This is a genomic window from Mycobacterium sp. (assembly GCF_032159775.1).
GTDB lineage: Bacteria > Actinomycetota > Actinomycetes > Mycobacteriales > Mycobacteriaceae > Mycobacterium.
On the sequence record NZ_JAVHWK010000139.1, the window covers coordinates 57,499 to 74,630 of the forward strand.

Sequence of the window (17,132 nt, forward strand, 5' to 3'; positions counted from 1 at the left end):
GGCGGATGCGAGGTCAACGCCCTACCGTGAAGATTTACGCAACCGACACCGCCAAAGGTAGGACACCAGACCTTTGGCGCTTTATTGTGCCTATGCGAGTTCTGTCCCCATCCCCGCGAAGGAGAATCGCCGTGCCCGAGGGCCATGAACACCTAGACGATGACGAGAAACATCTCGCCAGCCTCGGCTATGTCCAGGAGTTGTCGCGCTCCTGGTCGGGCTTTTCCAACTTCGCGATCTCGTTCTCGATCATCTCGATCCTGGCGGGCTGCTTCACGTCGTTCGGCCTCGGCTGGAACAACGGCGGCCCTGCGGCGATCGCGTGGGGCTGGCCCCTTGTCTCGATCTTCATCCTGATCATCGGGCTGTGTATGTCCGAACTGGTGTCGGCATTTCCCACGTCCGGCGGAATCTACTGGTGGGCAAGCAGACTGGGCGGCCCGAAGGCGGGCTTTTACACCGGCTGGCTGAACCTGATCGGCCTGATCGCCATCCTTGCTTCGGTGGCCTACGGCTGCGCGACGTTCCTCGACTTGACACTCGGGACGTTCAGCGAGACCTGGCTCAACGGATACAGCCTGACGCGGACGTTCATCCTGTTCGTGGTCATCCTGGCCGCCTCGGCGATCATCAACATCTTCTCCAGCCATCTGCTGGCGGTCATCAACAACATCTCGGTGTGGTGGCACGTGGCGGGCGCCGCAGCGGTGATCCTGATCCTGTTCCTGGTCCCCGAGCAGCACGCCAGTTTCAGCGACGTCTTCGCCAAGACCATCAACAACAGCGGCATGTTCGGCGGTTCGACCTCGAGCATCGGTTTCCTGTTCTTCTGCCTGCCGATCGCGGCGATCCTGACGCAGTACACGATCACCGGTTACGACGCCTCGGCGCACCTGTCCGAGGAGACCAAGAGCGCGGCCGACGGTGCGGCCAAGGGCATCTGGCGGTCGATCTTCTACTCGGCGATCGGCGGCTGGATCCTGCTGTTGGCATTCCTGTTCGCCGTGCAGGACTCCGATGAGGTGTCGGCGGGCGGCGGCGCAGTGGTGACCATCTTCACCCAGGCGATGGACTCCAAGTGGGTCGCGATCGTCCTGTTGATCTCCACCGCAGGACAGTTCTTCTGCACCACGGCGTGCCAGACCAGCGCGTCACGCATGCTGTTCGCGTTCAGCCGCGACCGTGCCGTACCGGGTCACCAGCTGTGGTCGAAGTTGAGTTCGAAACGGATTCCGGCCAACGGCGTCCTGGTCACCGCGGTGCTGGCCGCCGTCATCACCCTGCCCGCGCTCGTCGAGGTGGACATCAACGGCGCACCGGTACCGATCGCGTTCTTCGCGGTGGTCTCCATCGGCGTCGTCGGTCTCTACCTGTGCTTCATGGTCCCCATCTATCTTCGCTGGCGGATGGGTGACGACTTCCCGATCGGCAGATGGAATCTGCGCGGTCACCACAAATGGATGGCGCCCGTCGCGATCATCGAGATCATCGTCACCTCGATCATCGCGATGTTCCCCACCTCGCTGGGCGGCATGCCGTGGGACCCGAGCTTCGAGTGGAAGTTCGTCAACTACACGCCACTGCTGGTGGGCAGCGTGCTGGTGCTGCTCTACATCTACTGGCACGTGTCGGTGAAGAACTGGTTTACCGGCCCGATCAAGCAGGTAGATGAGACCGGTGGAGAACTGGAAGGCGTTTCCTAGCGGGCTTGCCCCGACACGCCGGATCGAGCACCACGCGGTAGGGTCGAACTGATGTGTGGAGCCACCGGAGAGGTGCGACTCGACGGCCGAACGCCTGATCTAGCGGCGGTATCGGCCATGGCCGAGGCGATGGCGCCGCGCGGTCCCGACGGTGCGGGCGCGTGGTCGCAGGGTCGGGTCGCACTCGGCCATCGACGCCTGAAGATCATCGACCTGTCCGAGGCAGGCACGCAGCCAATGGTCGACAGCGACCTCGGCCTGGCCATCGCGTGGAACGGCTGTATCTACAACTACAAGGACCTGCGCCGGGAACTGACCGGGCACGGCTACCGGTTCTTTTCGACCAGCGACACCGAGGTGCTGCTGAAGGCCTACCACCACTGGGGCGACCGCTTCGTCGACCGCATGTACGGCATGTTCGCGTTCGCGATCGTCGAGCGTGACAGCGGTCGGGTATTGCTCGGACGTGACCGCCTCGGCATCAAGCCGCTCTACATCACCGAGGATGCCAACCGGGTGCGGTTCGCTTCGTCGCTGCCCGCGCTTCTGGCAGGCGGTGGCGTCGACACCCGCATCGATCCGGTTGCGCTGCACCACTACCTGACGTTCCACTCCGTTGTGCCGCCGCCGCGGACGATTCTGCGCGGCGTCGCCAAGATCCCACCCGCAACGCTCGTCGCGATCGAGCCGGATGGCCGTCGCACCACCACCACGTACTGGGCGCCCGACTTCAGCCGTCACGATGACCGCAAGGATTGGTCCGAAAAGGACTGGGAGGAAGCGGTTCTCGCCTCGTTGCGGGTCGCGGTCGACCGCCGCATGGTGGCCGATGTGCCGGTGGGCTGCCTGCTTTCGGGCGGCGTCGACTCCAGCTTGATCGTCGGGTTGCTCGCCGAGGCGGGCCAGACCGGGCTGCAGACGTTCTCGATCGGCTTCGAGTCCGTCGGCGACGTGGAAGGCGACGAGTTCAAGTGGTCGGACATCGTCGCCGACCGGTTCGGCACCGACCACCACCAGATCCGCATCGGCACTGACCGGATGTTGCCTGCCCTCGACGGCGCCATCGGCGCGATGAGCGAGCCGATGGTCAGCCATGACTGCGTCGCGTTCTATCTGCTGAGCCAGGAGGTCGCCAAACACGTCAAGGTGGTGCAGTCGGGGCAGGGTGCCGACGAGGTGTTCGCCGGATACCACTGGTATCCCCCGATGGGCGAACCCGATGCCGCCTCCCTCGACGGGTCCGTGGCCGCCTACCGTGCCGCGTTCTTCGACCGCGACACCGCGGGCGTGCAGGCACTGGCCTCAGCCGGCTATGTCGCCGACGACGACCCGAGCGGTCGGTTCGTCGCCGAGCACTTCGCTGGAAAGAGCGCACAGGGCGGTGTGGACCGCGCACTGCGCCTCGACACCACCGTGATGCTGGTGGACGACCCCGTCAAACGGGTGGACAACATGACCATGGCATGGGGTTTAGAGGGTCGAGTGCCGTTCCTCGACCACGAGCTCGTCGAGCTGGCCGCGACCTGCCCGCCCGACCTCAAGACCGCAAGGGGCGGCAAGGGAGTGCTCAAGGAAGCCGCGCGCCGCGTCATCCCGTCGGAGGTGATTGACCGTCCCAAGGGCTACTTCCCGGTTCCTGCGCTCACCCATCTCGAAGGCCCCTATCTCGACATGGTGCGCGACGCGCTCTACGCGCCGGTCGCCAAGGAACGCGGACTGTTCCGGCCCGACGCGGTCGACGCGCTTCTCGGTGACCCCAACGGCAGGCTGACCCCGCTGCGCGGCAACGAGCTGTGGCAGATCGCGCTGCTGGAACTGTGGCTGCAGAAACACGGCATCTCGGGGCCCGCGGCGTGAGCACACCCGGCGCCGCGGAACGTCCAGAAGAGGCGATCACCCTCGGGCTGCACGATGCGTCTCCCCCACACATGGTCGACGCGATGGCCGACGATGTGGTGCTCGAACTCGGTTGGGGCCGATTACTTTTCGGCCAGACGTTCGCCGACGCCGACCACCTCGCGGAGGTCTTGCGCGGCGAGACGCACGGCCGCCGAGACATCTGTATCTACGCCCGCGAGTCACATGTCCTGGTCTCGCTGGCCCCCGCGGAACTCTTCATCGATCCGAGCCACACCTACCGGCTACGGTTCACCGAGGACGACGAACCCGCGCCTGCGCCGTCCGGGTTCAGCGTTCGCCCCCTGGGCAGCCCGGAGGATGCCGACACGATCAACCGGGTTTATGTGCAGTGCGGAATGGTGCCCGCCCCGGTCGACGTCATCTGGGACAATCAGCAGCACAACAATGCGGTCACCTACCTGGTCGCCGCACGCGACGACGACGGCAGCATCGTGGGCACGGTGACGGGCGTCGACCACGAGAAATTGTTCGCCGACCCGGAGAACGGTTCGAGCCTGTGGACGCTGGCCGTCGACCCGACGTCAAGCCTGCCCGGTGTCGGCGCCGCGCTCACCCGCGCGCTGGCCGACGAATTCCGCGCACGCGGTCGCGCATACATGGATCTCTCGGTGGCCCATGACAACGCGGCAGCCATCGCCCTCTATGAGAAGCTCGGCTTTCAACGTGTTCCGGTGCTGGCGGTCAAGCGGAAGAACGCGATCAACGAACCGCTGTTCACCCACCCACCCGAAACGGTCGACGATCTCAATCCGTATGCGCGGATCATCGCCGACGAAGCGATACGGCGCGGTATCTGGGTCGAGGTACTCGACGCCGAAGCCGGCGAAATGCGGCTTTCGCACGGCGGCCGCAGCGTCGTCACCCGAGAGTCGTTGTCGGAGTACACTTCCGCGGTCGCGATGAGCAGGTGCGACGACAAACGGTTGACCAGACGCCTGGTGGCCGAGGCCGGAATCGTCGTGCCGAGAGGCCGGCTGGCGACCTTCGACGAGAACGATCACGCGTTCGTCGCGGAAGTCGGTGACGTCGTGGTGAAGCCGACGAGGGGCGAGCAGGGCAAGGGCATCACGGTCGGGGTGGACGGCCGCGCCGAACTGGAGGCGGCGCTGATTCGCGCGCGCGAGCAACACCCGGAGGTGTTGATTGAACAGCGTGCGCCCGGCGACGATCTGCGGCTGGTGGTGATCGACGGCAAGGTCGTCGCCGCCGCGCTGCGCATTCCCGCCGAAATCGTCGGCACCGGGCATCACACCGTGCGGGAGCTGATCGAGGTGCAGAGTCGGCGGCGCAGCGCGGCGACCGGCGGCGAATCTCAGATTCCCGTCGACGAGGTCACCGAGGGGACCGTCAAGGAGGCGGGCTGGTCTTTCGACGACGTGCTGCCAGAAGGTGAGCGACTGCGGGTGCGCCGAACGGCGAACCTGCACCAGGGTGGCACCATCCACGACGTCACCGCAGAGGTGAACCAGACGCTCTGCGACGTCGCGATTGCGGCCGCCGAAGCGATCGGCATCCCGGTCACCGGCATCGATTTGCTGGTGCCCGACGTCACCGCGGCCGAGTACGCCTTCATCGAAGCCAACGAGCGCCCCGGGCTTGCCAACCACGAGCCGCAGCCGACGGCGAAGGCGTTCGTCGACTACCTGTTCCCCGGCACCCCGGCGGTGCCCCAGGCGTGGACTCCTACCGAGGCGCCCGCCTGAGAACCGTCACCACGTGCTGGTGCGCATCACTATTTCGGCGGCCAGCTGCGCGGTCGACTCCTGCGCGTTGCGCCGGCCGAGCAGATCGACCAGCCGGAAGTCGCCGTAGACGTAGCGTTGGCTGGCGCGCGCGACCGCGCGGGCAGCGGGTGTGCTGACCAGCGCTGTGGTGTTCATCTCGACGGGCGGGCAGTGCTCGTCGCGCACCACGCCGGACTGGTCGGCGACGCGCGGATGACCCCGGTCGATCACCACAAGGCCGATGAAGCGGTCGAGTCGGGTTGCGGCCAGCTCCCACGCCAGCTCACCGCCGATCCGATCGCCCACCAGCAGGCCCCACTGCACCTCGAGCATGTCCATGATGCCGACGACGGATTTGGCGGTCAGCCGCGGATCCGGGCCGACGACGATCGTCCGCAGCGACGCGGTGTGCAGACGGCCGCAGACGGCGTCGTACGCCGATGCCGCCTGCTGTGCGGCGCCGAGCAGCACTACGACGGACCCCTTGTCCGGGCCTGCGACATCGACAGGAACAGGGAAACCGTCGACGGTGACCATCGTCGAAGGCATTTGGTCACGCTACAGCCAGTCAGCAGTCGGCGGGCGGTTTTTGCGCTGGAGTTAACCTGGCAGTCAGCCGTCACGCAGCCGTTCGGCTTGTTTGCCGCTCATCTCCAGAAACGTTTGTGGCAGCGTGGCTTTGACGGTGATGGTCGGGTTCGGTGTCGGAAAGGCAATTCCGAAAACCGCCATCTGGTCGACGTTTTCGAATGAGAAGAACACGCTGCTTTTCGCTCCGCTGAGATCCATCGTCTGCTGATACACCAGCGCGTCGGGGCGGGGAGTCGTCAGCCTGGTGGTAGTCATCGGAATGCCTTCCGACGACGGGTCGAAGAAGGTTTGGTAGCGGGCGCAGCGGTCTGCCGTGGCGGCGAGCTTGTCGAGATCCAGATTCCACGTCAGCACGGTCATCACGATGCGTGCACCGTCGTAGCCGACGACGTATTTCGCGGCGCTGCCCGCACCCCGTTCGGCCGCAGCCGCGATGACCCGTGTCAGCCCGTCGGAACAACCTTCCGGTTGCGACGGCATCGCCGGCGGCCCGCCTTGGCCGTCGGGTTGTCCGGGTTTCTCGATGAGTGGGTCGTATTGCACGCCCGGCGGGAAATCCGCAGCGGTCAGCATCGTCGCGCTCAGCTTGGCGCCGGGCCACGTCGCAATTCCCGTGATCGTGTTGGCGCAACCGGTTAATGCGGCAAGCATGAGAACCGCTAACGCAGACACCCTCGGCCGGCGTCGGATCATGGGCCAAGGCTACCCACGCAGCGTGCTGACGATCGTCGGCCTGCGCGGCGGCCCGGCCTCCAGCAGCCCGAGGATCGCATCGACATCGGTGTGGGCGGCCAGTAGGTCGGCCATCAGGTCCAGTTGGGAATCGCGTCGAGCTGACACGTCCACGTCTTCGGCGACGGTGAATCCGTGCCGCCCCGCGGCCGCGGCGGCGTCGGCGAGCCAGCGACGCCGGACCGCGTCGTTGTCGAACAGGCCGTGCCAGTGTGTGCCGTAGACCGCTCCACGCCGCAGTCCGACGCCGAGCCAGTCGTCATCGACGGAGCGTGACACCTGGCCGTGGTGGATCTCGTAGCCGTGCAACGGAACCTCGTGCCTGCGCAGAATCTTTTCGGGCGCGAATACGATGTCGGCATCGAGCAGGCCGAGGCCGTCAACCCCGCCCGCACCCGACTCGACACGGTCATCGATGTGGCGGCACATCATCTGGAACCCTCCGCAGATGCCCAGCACGGGCAGCCCAGACCGGGCGTGCTCGGCGATGCCGTCGGCCAGGCCGCGTTCGCGCAGCCAGGTCAGGTCGGCCACGGTCGACTTGCTGCCGGGAATGACGACGACGTCGGCGTCGGGCAGGTCGGCGGGGTCGGTCACCCAGCGCACCAACAACCCGGGCTCGCAGGCCAGCGCCTCCACGTCGGTGGAGTTCGAGATGCGGGGCAGCCGGATAGCGGCCACCCGCAGCCACTGCTCGCCGACCGGCTGCTGCGGCTGGCCCACTACGCGATGAGCCACCACCGACACCGAATCCTCGGTGTCGAGCCATAAGCCGTCATCGAAGGGCACGACGCCGTAGGTGGGCCGTCCGGTGAGTTCTCCCAGCTGGGTCAGCCCGGGTGCGAGCAGCGCCGGATCGCCGCGAAACTTGTTGACCAGAAACCCCGTGATGAGTGCCTGGTCCTCGGGCGCGAGGATCGACACCGTGCCGAACAGGTGGGCAAGCAGTCCGCCCCGGTCGATATCGCCGACCAGGACGACGGGCAGGTCTGCCGCACGCGCCAACCCCATATTGGCCAGATCGGTTGCCCGCAGGTTGATCTCGGCAGGTGACCCAGCACCCTCGCAGATGACTGCATCGAAATCGGCTCGCAGTGAGGTCAATTCGTCGGACACCACCTCGGCGAGTGCGTCGCGGTGCTTGAAATAGTCTCCCGCCGCGACAGAGCCCGCCACGTGGCCGCGCACCACCAACTGCGATGTGCGATCGCTGCCCGGCTTCAGAAGGATCGGGTTGAACCGGACGCTTGGCGAAAGTCCCGCCGCGCGCGCCTGCGTCGCCTGCGCCCGGCCGATCTCGCCGCCCTCGACGGTGACAACCGAGTTGTTGGACATGTTCTGCGCCTTGAACGGCGCGACCGTGATGCCTTTGCGTGCCAGCAGCCGGCACAGCCCGGCGACCACCATGGATTTACCGGCGTCCGAACTCGTTCCTGCGATCAGCAGCGCCCCGGCCACGGCGCTACAGCTGGGTCAGGATCTCGGCGCCGTCGTCGGTGACCACCAGCGTGTGCTCGAACTGCGCGGTCCACTTGCCGTCGGTGTTGACGACGGTCCAGTCGTCGTCCCAGATCTCGTAGTCCAGCGCACCGAGGTTGATCATCGGCTCGATGGTGAACGTCATGCCGGGCTCGATGATCGTCTCGACAGCGGGCTGGTCGTAGTGCAGCACCACAAGACCGTTGTGGAACGTGGTGCCGATGCCGTGCCCGGTGAAGTCGCGAACGACGTTGTAGCCGAAGCGGTTTGCATACGATTCGATGACCCGTCCGACCACCGACAGCGCGCGGCCGGGCCGAACGGCCTTGATCGCACGCATCGTCGCCTCGTGCGTGCGCTCGACGAGCAGACGGTGTTCCTCGGACACGTCGCCCGCAAGAAACGTCGCGTTGGTGTCGCCGTGCACTCCGTCGATGTAGGCGGTGACGTCGATGTTGACGATGTCGCCGTCCTCGACGACCGTGGAATCCGGGATTCCGTGGCAGATGACCTCGTTGAGCGACGTGCAGCAGGACTTCGGATAGCCCTTGTAACCCAGCGTCGACGGGTAGGCGCCATGGTCGATCATGTACTCGTGTGCGATCCGGTCGAGTTCGTCGGTCGTGATTCCCGGTGCGACGGCCTTACCGGCCTCGGCGAGTGCGCCCGCCGCGATCCGGCCCGCCACCCGCATCTTCTCGATTACCTCGGGCGTCTGCACCCAGGGCTCGGTGCCCTCCTTAGCAGTCGGCTTCCATGCGTACTCGGGCCGGTCGATCGAATTGGGCACCGGAAGGGTTGGCGACACCACGCCGGGGCGAAGTGCGGTGCGAACAGGCATGAAGCCAGGATACGTGTCAGTGCCGGTCGCGGCCGAACCACGATTTGCGTGGTCCGCGGATGTCGACCGAACCGCAGACCACCTTTCCGGTCAGGATGACGTGCGGCGTTCCGTCCGCCGGTGCGTCCTTGCGGTGGTCATCAGCGCTGCCGACGACGACCTCGACATCGTCGATGGACGCGCTGGCTCCCTCCGGCAGCCGCAAATCGAGCCCGCCGAACTTCATGTCCAGCTCGATGATGACCATCGGACCGGCGAAGCGGGCCCCGGTGAGGTCGAGTTCGACCGATCCCATCCGGCGATACAACGCCAGTCGGGTCGGCACGGTCCACTCCCCCTGACGCTTCAGCGAGCCCATCACGCCTCGCAACTCCACCCGGTCTGTGGCCGAGGTGACGATGGCGCCGGGCCCCGGCAGGTCGCCGACCAGGGTGTCCAGATCCGTGCGCAGCCGGGCCTGCGACACCAGCACCGAGCGCTCCTCGAACTCGTCGATGTCGATCAGGCCAAGGGCGACGGCATTGTGAAGGCGACGTAATGTGCCGTTGCGGTCTGCGTCCGAAATGCGCATCGCTGCTGATTGCTCGTTGATCCCGGTCATGGCCATTCCAAAATACCGCCGCGACGTGGTGGGCGGCCGGATACCTTGACTCAGCGTGACACACGACAGCCCGCATGCTCCCAAGACCGTCGAAGCGTGGGCCTTCGTGCAGAAGATGATCGGCGATATCACCAACATCGTGGCTGCCGACGCCGAGAACGAACGTGAACGCAGCCGGCTGGGCCGACACCGGCCTGGACGCCGAGCAACTGCGCGAGCAGGTCGGCGCCTACCAACAGCGCTACGCCGTTCCGACCGAGCCGCTGAATTAGGCGTCAGGCCAGGTAATCCGGCGGCAGGCCTTCAAGCATTCCTCGCATCATCCGCACCGCGTATTCCGAGCTGCCACCCCCGACGATCAACGCGGCGAACGCCATGTCACCGCGGTAGCCGGCGAACCAGGAGTGCGAGCCGCCCTCGAATTCGGCCTCACCGGTCTTGCCGCGCACGTCGCCCATCCCGTTGATGTCCTTGGCGGTGCCGTTGGTGACCACCAGCTGCATCATCGGCCGCAGCCCGTCGAGCATCTTCGGGCTGATTGGGCTCTGGTCGCCGGTTACGGCGGTCTGACGGCCCTCAATCAGTTGCGGCACAGGGGTTTTGCCTGCAGCGACCGTCGCCGCGGCCATGGCCATACCGAACGGGCTGACCAAGACCTTGCCCTGCCCGAAGCCATCCTCCGTGCGTTCGGCCAGGTTGACCGTCGGCGGCACCGAACCGGTCACCGTGTTGATGCCTTCGATCTGGTAGTCGGGACCGATGCCGTATTGCGCGGCAGCCTGGGTGAGGCCGCGCGGCGGCATCTGGCTGGCGAGTTCGGCGAAGGTGGTGTTGCACGAACTGGCGAAGGCACGCGACATCGGAACCGTGCCCAAATCGAAACCGCCGTAGTTCGGAATGGTCCGATGCCCGATGTCGACCGTGCCCGGGCAGCCCAGAAGTGTATTGGGCGTTGCCATGTCGCGCTCGATGGCCGCGCCCGCCGTGATGATCTTGAACGTCGACCCCGGCGGGTACAGACCCGTCGTCGCGGTGGGGCCGTCGACGTCAGCGTCAGGATTCTGTGCGACGGCGAGGATCTCACCGGTCGAGGGCTTGATCGCGACGATCATCGCCTTCCTGCCCCCGATCCCGTTGACGGCGTTCTGCGCGGCGTCCTGAACGGCACGGTCCAGGCTGATGGTGACGGACGGCGCGGGTGCCCCCGGCACCTCGTTGAGAACGTCGACGTCCGCACCGTTCTGGTTGACGCTCACCACACGCCAACCTGCCTGCCCGTCGAGATCGTTCACCACCGCCTTCTTGACCTCCCCGATGATGGCGGGCGCGAAATGATCGTCTGTGGGCAGCAATTCGGCCTGCGGCGTGATGACCAGACCGGGGCGCTCCCCGAGGACGGCGGCCACCTGGTCGCGGTCGGATTGCCGCAGGGTGATCAGGTTCATCGGCCCTGGGGACGAACTCGCTTCCTCCGCGAGCCGCTGCGGATCCAACGTGTTGTCGAAGGGCTGCAGCGCACCGACGACAGCCGTCGCGGTCTGCATCAGGTAGGCGCCCGCCGCTTTCGCGTCCAGCGCGAACTGGTACAGGTTGCCCGGCACCAGCACATCGGTGCCACTGCGCTCGTTCACCGACGCGCGCCGCGGTGCGTCAGCACGCAACGCAAACGTCTGGTGCTCACCGAGTTTCGGGTGCAGGCCGGTCGCGGTCCAGCGCACCTCCCAATTGCCCTCGTTGCGCACCATGCTCAGCTGACCGTCATAGGACCAGGTGCGATTCTTCGGCAGGTGCCAGGTGTAGCGGTAGGCGACGGTGCCGGTGTCCTCGGCGAACTTGGAGCCGAGCACCTGAGCATCTAGCGAGGTTGCCTGCAGACCGGCCCACGCCTCGTTGAGCGCGGCTCTGGCGTCCTCGGGTCGGTCGGTCAGCTGCGACGCCCCGCCGGTGTCACCCTTGGCCAGCGCCGCGAAGAATTCGTCAGCGGCAGGTGCCGGCCCGTTTGGTTTCGGGGTGCACGCAGCCAGTGATGCAGATGTCGCCAAGACAGCGAGAAGGCTCGTCAGCCGTGTTGCAGATGAGAACAAAGTTGCCATTGGGGCAAATGTTACGAACCTGAGACCAGAAATCGGCGGAGGCGCGACAGACGACATCCACATTTCGCGGAAAGTGCGGTGGGGTCTCCGGCCATAGAACTCCTCGAGACTGCGGGGAGATCGCCATTTCAGCCGACACTGCGATCTCCCAGCAGTTTCGCGGAGTCGCGAAAGCCGGTCAGTCAGCCGCCCGCGGCTGGTGCGCGCACCACCAGTGGCACTGCGGGGAAGTACGCCGCCATCTCCGAGCGCGACTTGCGCAGGGCGGCAGTGCCGTAACCGTGTTTGCGGTAGGTCGGGTGGATCCAGATGCGAACGTTGACCTCTCCTTTGGCCAGCTCGCCGAACACCATGCCGACCTTGTCGGGGCCGTCGAGCGCCACCAGCCACACCGCCTCTTCGGCATGCACTCGTCCCACGGCGGCTCGGATCTCGTCGTCCAGATCGCCCGCCGGAGCGCCCGACCCGTCGCCGGCCGCGCGCACGTCGTCGGTGCGGGCGGCGAAGATGTCCCTGTCGACCTCGGCGGAGAACGGGCGAAGCGCCAGGCTCTCTCCTGGAGCTGCCTGCCGCTTCCCCATGAAGCTCAGCTCCTGGTTGAGGTCGGTGAGTTCGTCGCGAATCCGCCGCCGCGAGACTTTCGTCAGCCGGTCGAATGACAGCCGGAGCACCGCTTCACCGCCCGCGTGCGTCGTCTCCAGCATCGAGGCGATCGCCTCGACGGCCGCGTCGTAGTCCTCCGAATCCACGATCACGTCGAGGAGTTCATGGCGTCGTTCGAGCGCACGGACCAGCGTGTCGGCGATCTGTCTGCGTTCAGCCTTCTGCGCGTCGTCGGTCATGGCGTGAAGCCTAACCAACCGCGGTGTGCGCGCGCTCTAGTCCAAGAGGACGGTGGCGAAGGTGCCGACTTCGGCGAAGCCGATGCGGTGGTAGGTCGCGCGGGCCACGGTGTTGAAGTCGTTGACGTACAGGCTGGCGGTGCGTCCACTGCGCACCACGGCCGCAGCGAGGGTGGCGGTACCGGCCGTGCCCAGCCCGCGGCCGCGGCATTCTGGATGCACCCACACGCCCTGAATCTGCCCGACGGCAGGCGACTGCGACCCGACCTCGGCCTTGAACACCACCCGCCCCCGCTCGAAGCGCGCCCATGCACGTCCCGCAGCGATCAGCCCAGCGACCCGCCGCCGATACCCTCGGCCACCGTCGCCCAGACGCGGATCGATACCCACCTCGCCGATGAACATGTCGACAGCGGCCACCAGATAGGCGTCGAGTTCGTCCATCCGCACGGGACGCACCGTCGGGTCGACGGGGCACTGCGGGGCGGTGGCCAGAGCCATCAGGGGTTGCCGGTCGCGGACGTCGCGGGCGGGACCCCAGGTGTGTTCGAGGCGGCGCCACATCGGCAGCACCAACTCGGCGCGACCGACGAGCGACGAGCAGCGCCTGGCCCCGCTGACCGCCTTATCGGCGAAGGCGTACAGGTCGTTTGCCTCACCCCGCAACGGGATCAGGTTCGCACCGGCGTAGCACAGCGACTCGGTGGCGCTGCCCCGTGACCACAGTTCCCCGCCGATCGCACCCGGGTCGACACCGTGCTCGGCCACCCGGGAGGCCACCATGCAGCTTCCGACCGGATCGGCGTCGAGCACCTGGCGTACCGCGGCGGCGTCGCGCACCACTGAGACCCGTCGCTCGTCGACGAAGCGGAAAAGGGGTGGAGCCGACATCGGGACTCTTTCTGCGGCCTCAGGTCGAGGTGATTCCAGTCACAGGAAACACGTTCAGTTTACGGTGACGACCGGCGAACCGCTGGGATCATCGGATCCCCGCTGCGTTTCCGTTTCGCTGGCGATCCGCATCGCCTCTTCGATGAGCGTTTCGACGATCAGGTGCTCGGGGACCGTCTTGATGACCTCACCCTTGACGAAAATCTGCCCCTTGCCGTTGCCGGACGCGACGCCGAGGTCGGCTTCGCGGGCTTCCCCGGGACCGTTGACGACGCATCCCATCACGGCGACGCGCAGCGGAATCTCCATTCCTTCGAGGCCCGCGGTGACCTCGTTGGCCAGCGTGTACACGTCGACCTGAGCGCGCCCGCACGACGGACACGACACGATCTCCAGGCCGCGGGGACGCAGATTCAGCGACTCCAGGATCTGGTTGCCGACCTTGACCTCTTCGATCGGCGGCGCGGACAGCGACACCCGGATGGTGTCACCGATGCCCTTGGAGAGCAGCGCGCCGAACGCAACGGCGGATTTGATCGTGCCCTGGAAGGCCGGGCCTGCCTCGGTGACGCCGAGGTGCAGCGGGTAGTCGCACCGCTCGGCAAGAAGTTCGTACGCGGCGACCATGACGACCGGGTCGTTGTGCTTGACGCTGATCTTGATGTCGCCGAAGCCGTGCTCCTCGAACAGCGATGCCTCCCACAGCGCGGACTCGACCAACGCCTCTGGCGTCGCCTTGCCGTACTTCTCCATGAAGCGCTTGTCGAGCGAGCCGGCGTTGACCCCGATGCGTATCGGGATGCCCGCCGCACCCGCGGCCTTGGCGACCTCCTTGACCCGGCCGTCGAACTCCTTGATGTTGCCGGGATTGACGCGCACGGCGGCACAGCCCGCGTCGATCGCGGCGAAGATGTACTTCGGCTGGAAGTGGATGTCGGCGATCACCGGGATGTTCGCCTTCTTCGCGATCGCGGGCAGAGCGTCGGCGTCCTCCTGACGCGGGCACGCGACCCGGACTATGTCGCAGCCGGATGCGGTCAGCTCGGCGATCTGCTGCAGCGTGGAATTCACGTCGTGCGTCTTGGTGGTGCACATGGACTGCACTGCGACGGGGTAGTCGCTGCCGACACCGACGTCGCCGACCATCAGCTGACGAGTTTTTCGCCGCGGCGCCAAGGTGGGTGCCGGCGGCGCCGGCATGCCTAAGCCGATTGGAGAGCCGGAGGTCATCGAATGTCTCCTATTGGAAAGGTCTGATCGGGTTGACGAAGTCCGCGGTGACGGTCAGCGCCATGTAGCCGACGACGAAGACCAGGATCACGTAGGTGGCGGGCATCAGCTTGAGATAGTTCACCGGCGCCGCGGCCACCAGACCACGGGAGCGTCGGATCAGGTTGCGGATCTTTTCGAAGAAGGCCACCGCGATGTGACCGCCGTCGAACGGCAGCAGAGGTACCAGGTTGACCGCCCCGAGCACGAAATTCAGCTGCGCCAAGAAGAACCAGAAGGCGAGGTACAGCCCCCGCTCGAAGGCGTCGCCGCCGATGATCGAGGCACCGACGACGCTGATCGGCGTCTCGGGGTCCCGTTCGCCGCCGCCGATCGAGTGCACCAGTGCACCGATCTTCGTCGGGATCTTCGCCAGCGACTTGCCCAGTTCCACCGCAAGGTCGCCGGTGAACGCCACCGTGCCGGGGATCGCGGTGACGGGGTTGTAGTGCGTGTACTCGACCGGCCCGAACTCGGCGGCCGAGACGCCGACCGCGCCGACTGTCGACGGCGCCGTGGCGGTGTCTGACGTGTAGCGCTGGGTCTTCACCACGTCGATGACCGCGGTGATCTGTTTGCCGTCGCGTTCGACGACGAACGGCGTCGGGCCACTGGCCTCGCGGACCGCGGCGACCATCTCGTCGGGGTTGGACACGTCGGTGTTGCCCACCTTGACGATGACGTCGCCCGACTTGATACCTGCGGCGGCCGCAGGACCTTCACCCGCGCACGGGGCGTACTTGTCCTTGCTGATCGCCGGTGCGACACAAGAGGTTTGGCTGACGTAGGCGGCAGGCTCGGGTTTCAGATTGGGAAAGCCCCAGTGCAGCGCGATGCCGTAGAGGATGACGAGGCCGACGATGAAATTCATGCCCGGCCCCGCCAACAGGACCGCAGCGCGCTTCCACGTCTTCTGCTTGTACATGGCGTACTGGCGGTCTTCAGGCGCGATCTCGTCGATCGACGTCATGCCCGCGATGTCGCAGAACCCACCGAGCGGGACCGCCTTGACGCCGTACTCGGTGTAGCCGAGTTTGTTGGGTCGACGCGTCGACCACAGCGTCGGGCCGAAACCGACGAAGTAGCGGCGCACCTTCATCCCGGTGGCGCGCGCCACCCACATGTGCCCGCATTCGTGCAGCGCCACCGACACCAGAATGGCCAGCGCGAACAGCGCCACACCGATGACCCACATCATTTGGTGCTGACTACCTCCCGGGATACCGCGCCCCTTGCCCTGTCCCTGGCCCAGCGTTGCGCGTCGAGTACTTCTTCCACGGTAGCTGGTTCGGCGGCCCACTGGTCTGCGGCGTGCAGCACGTCGGCGATGGTTCGCACGATCGTCGGGAACCGGATCTGGCCGTCGAGGAACGCGGCCGCGGCCTCTTCGTTCGCGGCGTTGTACACCGCGGTCAGGCAGCCGCCACGCCGGCCGGCTTCCCGGGCCAGCTCGACCGCCGGGAAGACCGACGCGTCCAGCGGCTCGAAGTCCCAGGTCGACGCAGTGCTGAAATCGCAGGCCAGCGCGGCGGCCGGCACCCGCGACGGCCAGCCGAGCGCCAGTGCGATCGGCAGCTTCATGTCCGGCGGGCTGGCCTGAGCGATCGTCGAGCCGTCGACGAACGTGACCATCGAGTGCACGACCGACTGCGGGTGGACCACCACCTCGATGGCCTCGTACGGGACGCCGAACAGCAGGTGGGTCTCGATCAGTTCCAGGCCCTTGTTGACCAGCGATGCCGAGTTCAGCGTGTTCATCGGGCCCATCGACCACGTCGGATGCGCGCCGGCCTGCTCGGGGGTGACGTCCTCGAGACGCTCGGCGGTCCAGCCGCGAAACGGGCCGCCTGAGGCGGTCAGCACGATCTTGGCCACCTCATCGGCTGTTCCGCTCCTCAGGCACTGGGCGATCGCCGAGTGCTCGGAGTCGACGGGCACGATCTGCCCCGGTTTGGCGGCTTTGAGCACCAGAGGTCCGCCCGCGATCAGGGATTCCTTGTTGGCAAGTGCCAGTCGCGCGCCGCTGGCCAGCGCGGCGAGCGTCGGCTTAAGGCCCAGCGCGCCGACGAGCGCATTGAGGACGACGTCGGCGTCGGTGTTCTCCACGAGCGAAGTGGCCGCCTCGGAGCCGGCGTAGGTCACGTCACCGACCTTCTCGGCCGCGTCGGGGTCGGCCACCGCGATGTTGGTGACGCCGGTTTCCGAGCGCTGCCGTGTCAGCAGGTCGGGGTTCCCACCGCCCGCGGCCAGGCCGACCACTTCGAAACGGTCGGGGTTGGCCGCAATGACATCGAGCGCCTGAGTACCGATGGACCCGGTACTACCCAGGATCAGCACCCGCAGCCTGCTACTCACCATCCTATTGTGCCGCGCCGAGGCCAGATCCCATCGCGTCGGCGAAATGTGACCCGAATCTGACGGCGGCGCCGCGACGCCATCCGTGACC

The 17,132-nt window shown here is 66.5% G+C and carries 14 protein-coding genes; 3 read left to right on the forward strand and 11 right to left on the reverse strand.

The annotated features are described in order from the left end of the window. The first annotated feature begins 131 nt into the window (after positions 1-131). From QOJ24_RS18890 to ngg, 3 genes are all read left to right on the forward strand, one after another. Positions 132-1,703, forward strand: a complete 1,572-nt coding sequence (locus tag QOJ24_RS18890; protein ID WP_526263944.1) for an amino acid permease — start codon at positions 132-134, stop codon at positions 1,701-1,703. 51 nt (positions 1,704-1,754) lie between these two features. Continuing rightward, on the forward strand, positions 1,755-3,560 hold the full coding sequence (locus QOJ24_RS18895; protein WP_526263946.1) for an N-acetylglutaminylglutamine amidotransferase: 1,806 nt from the start codon (positions 1,755-1,757) through the stop codon (positions 3,558-3,560). A 71-nt stretch (positions 3,561-3,631) separates the two neighbouring features. Further along, the gene (gene ngg, locus QOJ24_RS18900; RefSeq protein ID WP_526264022.1) at positions 3,632-5,326 is read left to right on the forward strand and encodes an N-acetylglutaminylglutamine synthetase; all 1,695 of its coding nucleotides are present in this window, start codon (positions 3,632-3,634) and stop codon (positions 5,324-5,326) included. A gap of 6 nt (positions 5,327-5,332) precedes the next feature. Here the strand turns inward: ngg and QOJ24_RS18905 are convergent, their stop codons facing one another. The 11 genes from QOJ24_RS18905 to dxr form a co-directional block, all read right to left on the reverse strand. Beyond that, positions 5,333-5,896 (reverse strand): alpha/beta fold hydrolase, encoded by a 564-nt coding sequence (locus QOJ24_RS18905; protein ID WP_526263948.1) that lies wholly within the window; start codon positions 5,894-5,896, stop codon positions 5,333-5,335. Positions 5,897-5,959: 63 nt separating this feature from the next. Continuing rightward, positions 5,960-6,631, reverse strand: a complete 672-nt coding sequence (locus QOJ24_RS18910; RefSeq protein ID WP_526263949.1) for a hypothetical protein — start codon at positions 6,629-6,631, stop codon at positions 5,960-5,962. Between the two features lie 9 nt (positions 6,632-6,640). Next, positions 6,641-8,128 (reverse strand): cobyric acid synthase, encoded by a 1,488-nt coding sequence (locus tag QOJ24_RS18915; RefSeq protein WP_526263951.1) that lies wholly within the window; start codon positions 8,126-8,128, stop codon positions 6,641-6,643. A gap of 4 nt (positions 8,129-8,132) precedes the next feature. Continuing rightward, positions 8,133-8,990, reverse strand: coding sequence for a type I methionyl aminopeptidase (gene map, locus QOJ24_RS18920; RefSeq protein WP_526263953.1), 858 nt, complete (start codon positions 8,988-8,990; stop codon positions 8,133-8,135). 16 nt (positions 8,991-9,006) lie between these two features. Continuing rightward, positions 9,007-9,591, reverse strand: coding sequence for a DUF1707 domain-containing protein (locus QOJ24_RS18925; RefSeq protein WP_526263955.1), 585 nt, complete (start codon positions 9,589-9,591; stop codon positions 9,007-9,009). Between the two features lie 275 nt (positions 9,592-9,866). Beyond that, positions 9,867-11,684, reverse strand: coding sequence for a penicillin-binding transpeptidase domain-containing protein (locus QOJ24_RS18930; RefSeq protein ID WP_526263957.1), 1,818 nt, complete (start codon positions 11,682-11,684; stop codon positions 9,867-9,869). A gap of 182 nt (positions 11,685-11,866) precedes the next feature. Continuing rightward, a complete protein-coding gene (locus QOJ24_RS18935; RefSeq protein WP_526263959.1) occupies positions 11,867-12,526 on the reverse strand; it encodes a GNAT family N-acetyltransferase in 660 nt (219 codons plus the stop codon). 36 nt (positions 12,527-12,562) lie between these two features. Then, complete coding sequence (locus tag QOJ24_RS18940; RefSeq protein WP_526263961.1) at positions 12,563-13,417, reverse strand: GNAT family N-acetyltransferase; 855 nt, start codon at positions 13,415-13,417, stop codon at positions 12,563-12,565. Between the two features lie 54 nt (positions 13,418-13,471). Then, a complete protein-coding gene (gene ispG, locus QOJ24_RS18945) occupies positions 13,472-14,647 on the reverse strand; it encodes a flavodoxin-dependent (E)-4-hydroxy-3-methylbut-2-enyl-diphosphate synthase (protein WP_526263963.1) in 1,176 nt (391 codons plus the stop codon). Between the two features lie 10 nt (positions 14,648-14,657). Beyond that, positions 14,658-15,884 (reverse strand): M50 family metallopeptidase, encoded by a 1,227-nt coding sequence (locus QOJ24_RS18950; protein ID WP_526263964.1) that lies wholly within the window; start codon positions 15,882-15,884, stop codon positions 14,658-14,660. Further along, positions 15,881-17,044 carry a 1-deoxy-D-xylulose-5-phosphate reductoisomerase gene (dxr, locus tag QOJ24_RS18955; RefSeq protein ID WP_526264024.1) on the reverse strand — a complete coding sequence of 388 codons (1,164 nt, stop codon included), beginning with the start codon at positions 17,042-17,044 and terminating at the stop codon, positions 15,881-15,883. The genes QOJ24_RS18950 and dxr overlap by 4 nt, the downstream gene beginning before the upstream one ends. Between the last annotated feature and the right edge of the window lie 88 nt (positions 17,045-17,132).

Bases quoted from the DNA above. Each gene is read 5' to 3' on its own strand.
- QOJ24_RS18940 (WP_526263961.1), bottom strand. From the start codon at position 13,417: ATGTCGGCTCCACCCCTTTTCCGCTTCGTCGACGAGCGACGGGTCTCA.
- dxr (WP_526264024.1), bottom strand. From the start codon at position 17,044: ATGGTGAGTAGCAGGCTGCGGGTGCTGATCCTGGGTAGTACCGGGTCC.
- QOJ24_RS18950 (WP_526263964.1), bottom strand. From the start codon at position 15,884: ATGATGTGGGTCATCGGTGTGGCGCTGTTCGCGCTGGCCATTCTGGTG.
- QOJ24_RS18925 (WP_526263955.1), bottom strand. From the start codon at position 9,591: ATGACCGGGATCAACGAGCAATCAGCAGCGATGCGCATTTCGGACGCA.
- QOJ24_RS18895 (WP_526263946.1), top strand. From the start codon at position 1,755: ATGTGTGGAGCCACCGGAGAGGTGCGACTCGACGGCCGAACGCCTGAT.
- QOJ24_RS18935 (WP_526263959.1), bottom strand. From the start codon at position 12,526: ATGACCGACGACGCGCAGAAGGCTGAACGCAGACAGATCGCCGACACG.
- QOJ24_RS18905 (WP_526263948.1), bottom strand. From the start codon at position 5,896: ATGCCTTCGACGATGGTCACCGTCGACGGTTTCCCTGTTCCTGTCGAT.
- ngg (WP_526264022.1), top strand. From the start codon at position 3,632: ATGGTCGACGCGATGGCCGACGATGTGGTGCTCGAACTCGGTTGGGGC.
- QOJ24_RS18910 (WP_526263949.1), bottom strand. From the start codon at position 6,631: ATGATCCGACGCCGGCCGAGGGTGTCTGCGTTAGCGGTTCTCATGCTT.
- ispG (WP_526263963.1), bottom strand. From the start codon at position 14,647: ATGACCTCCGGCTCTCCAATCGGCTTAGGCATGCCGGCGCCGCCGGCA.
- QOJ24_RS18930 (WP_526263957.1), bottom strand. From the start codon at position 11,684: ATGGCAACTTTGTTCTCATCTGCAACACGGCTGACGAGCCTTCTCGCT.
- map (WP_526263953.1), bottom strand. From the start codon at position 8,990: ATGCCTGTTCGCACCGCACTTCGCCCCGGCGTGGTGTCGCCAACCCTT.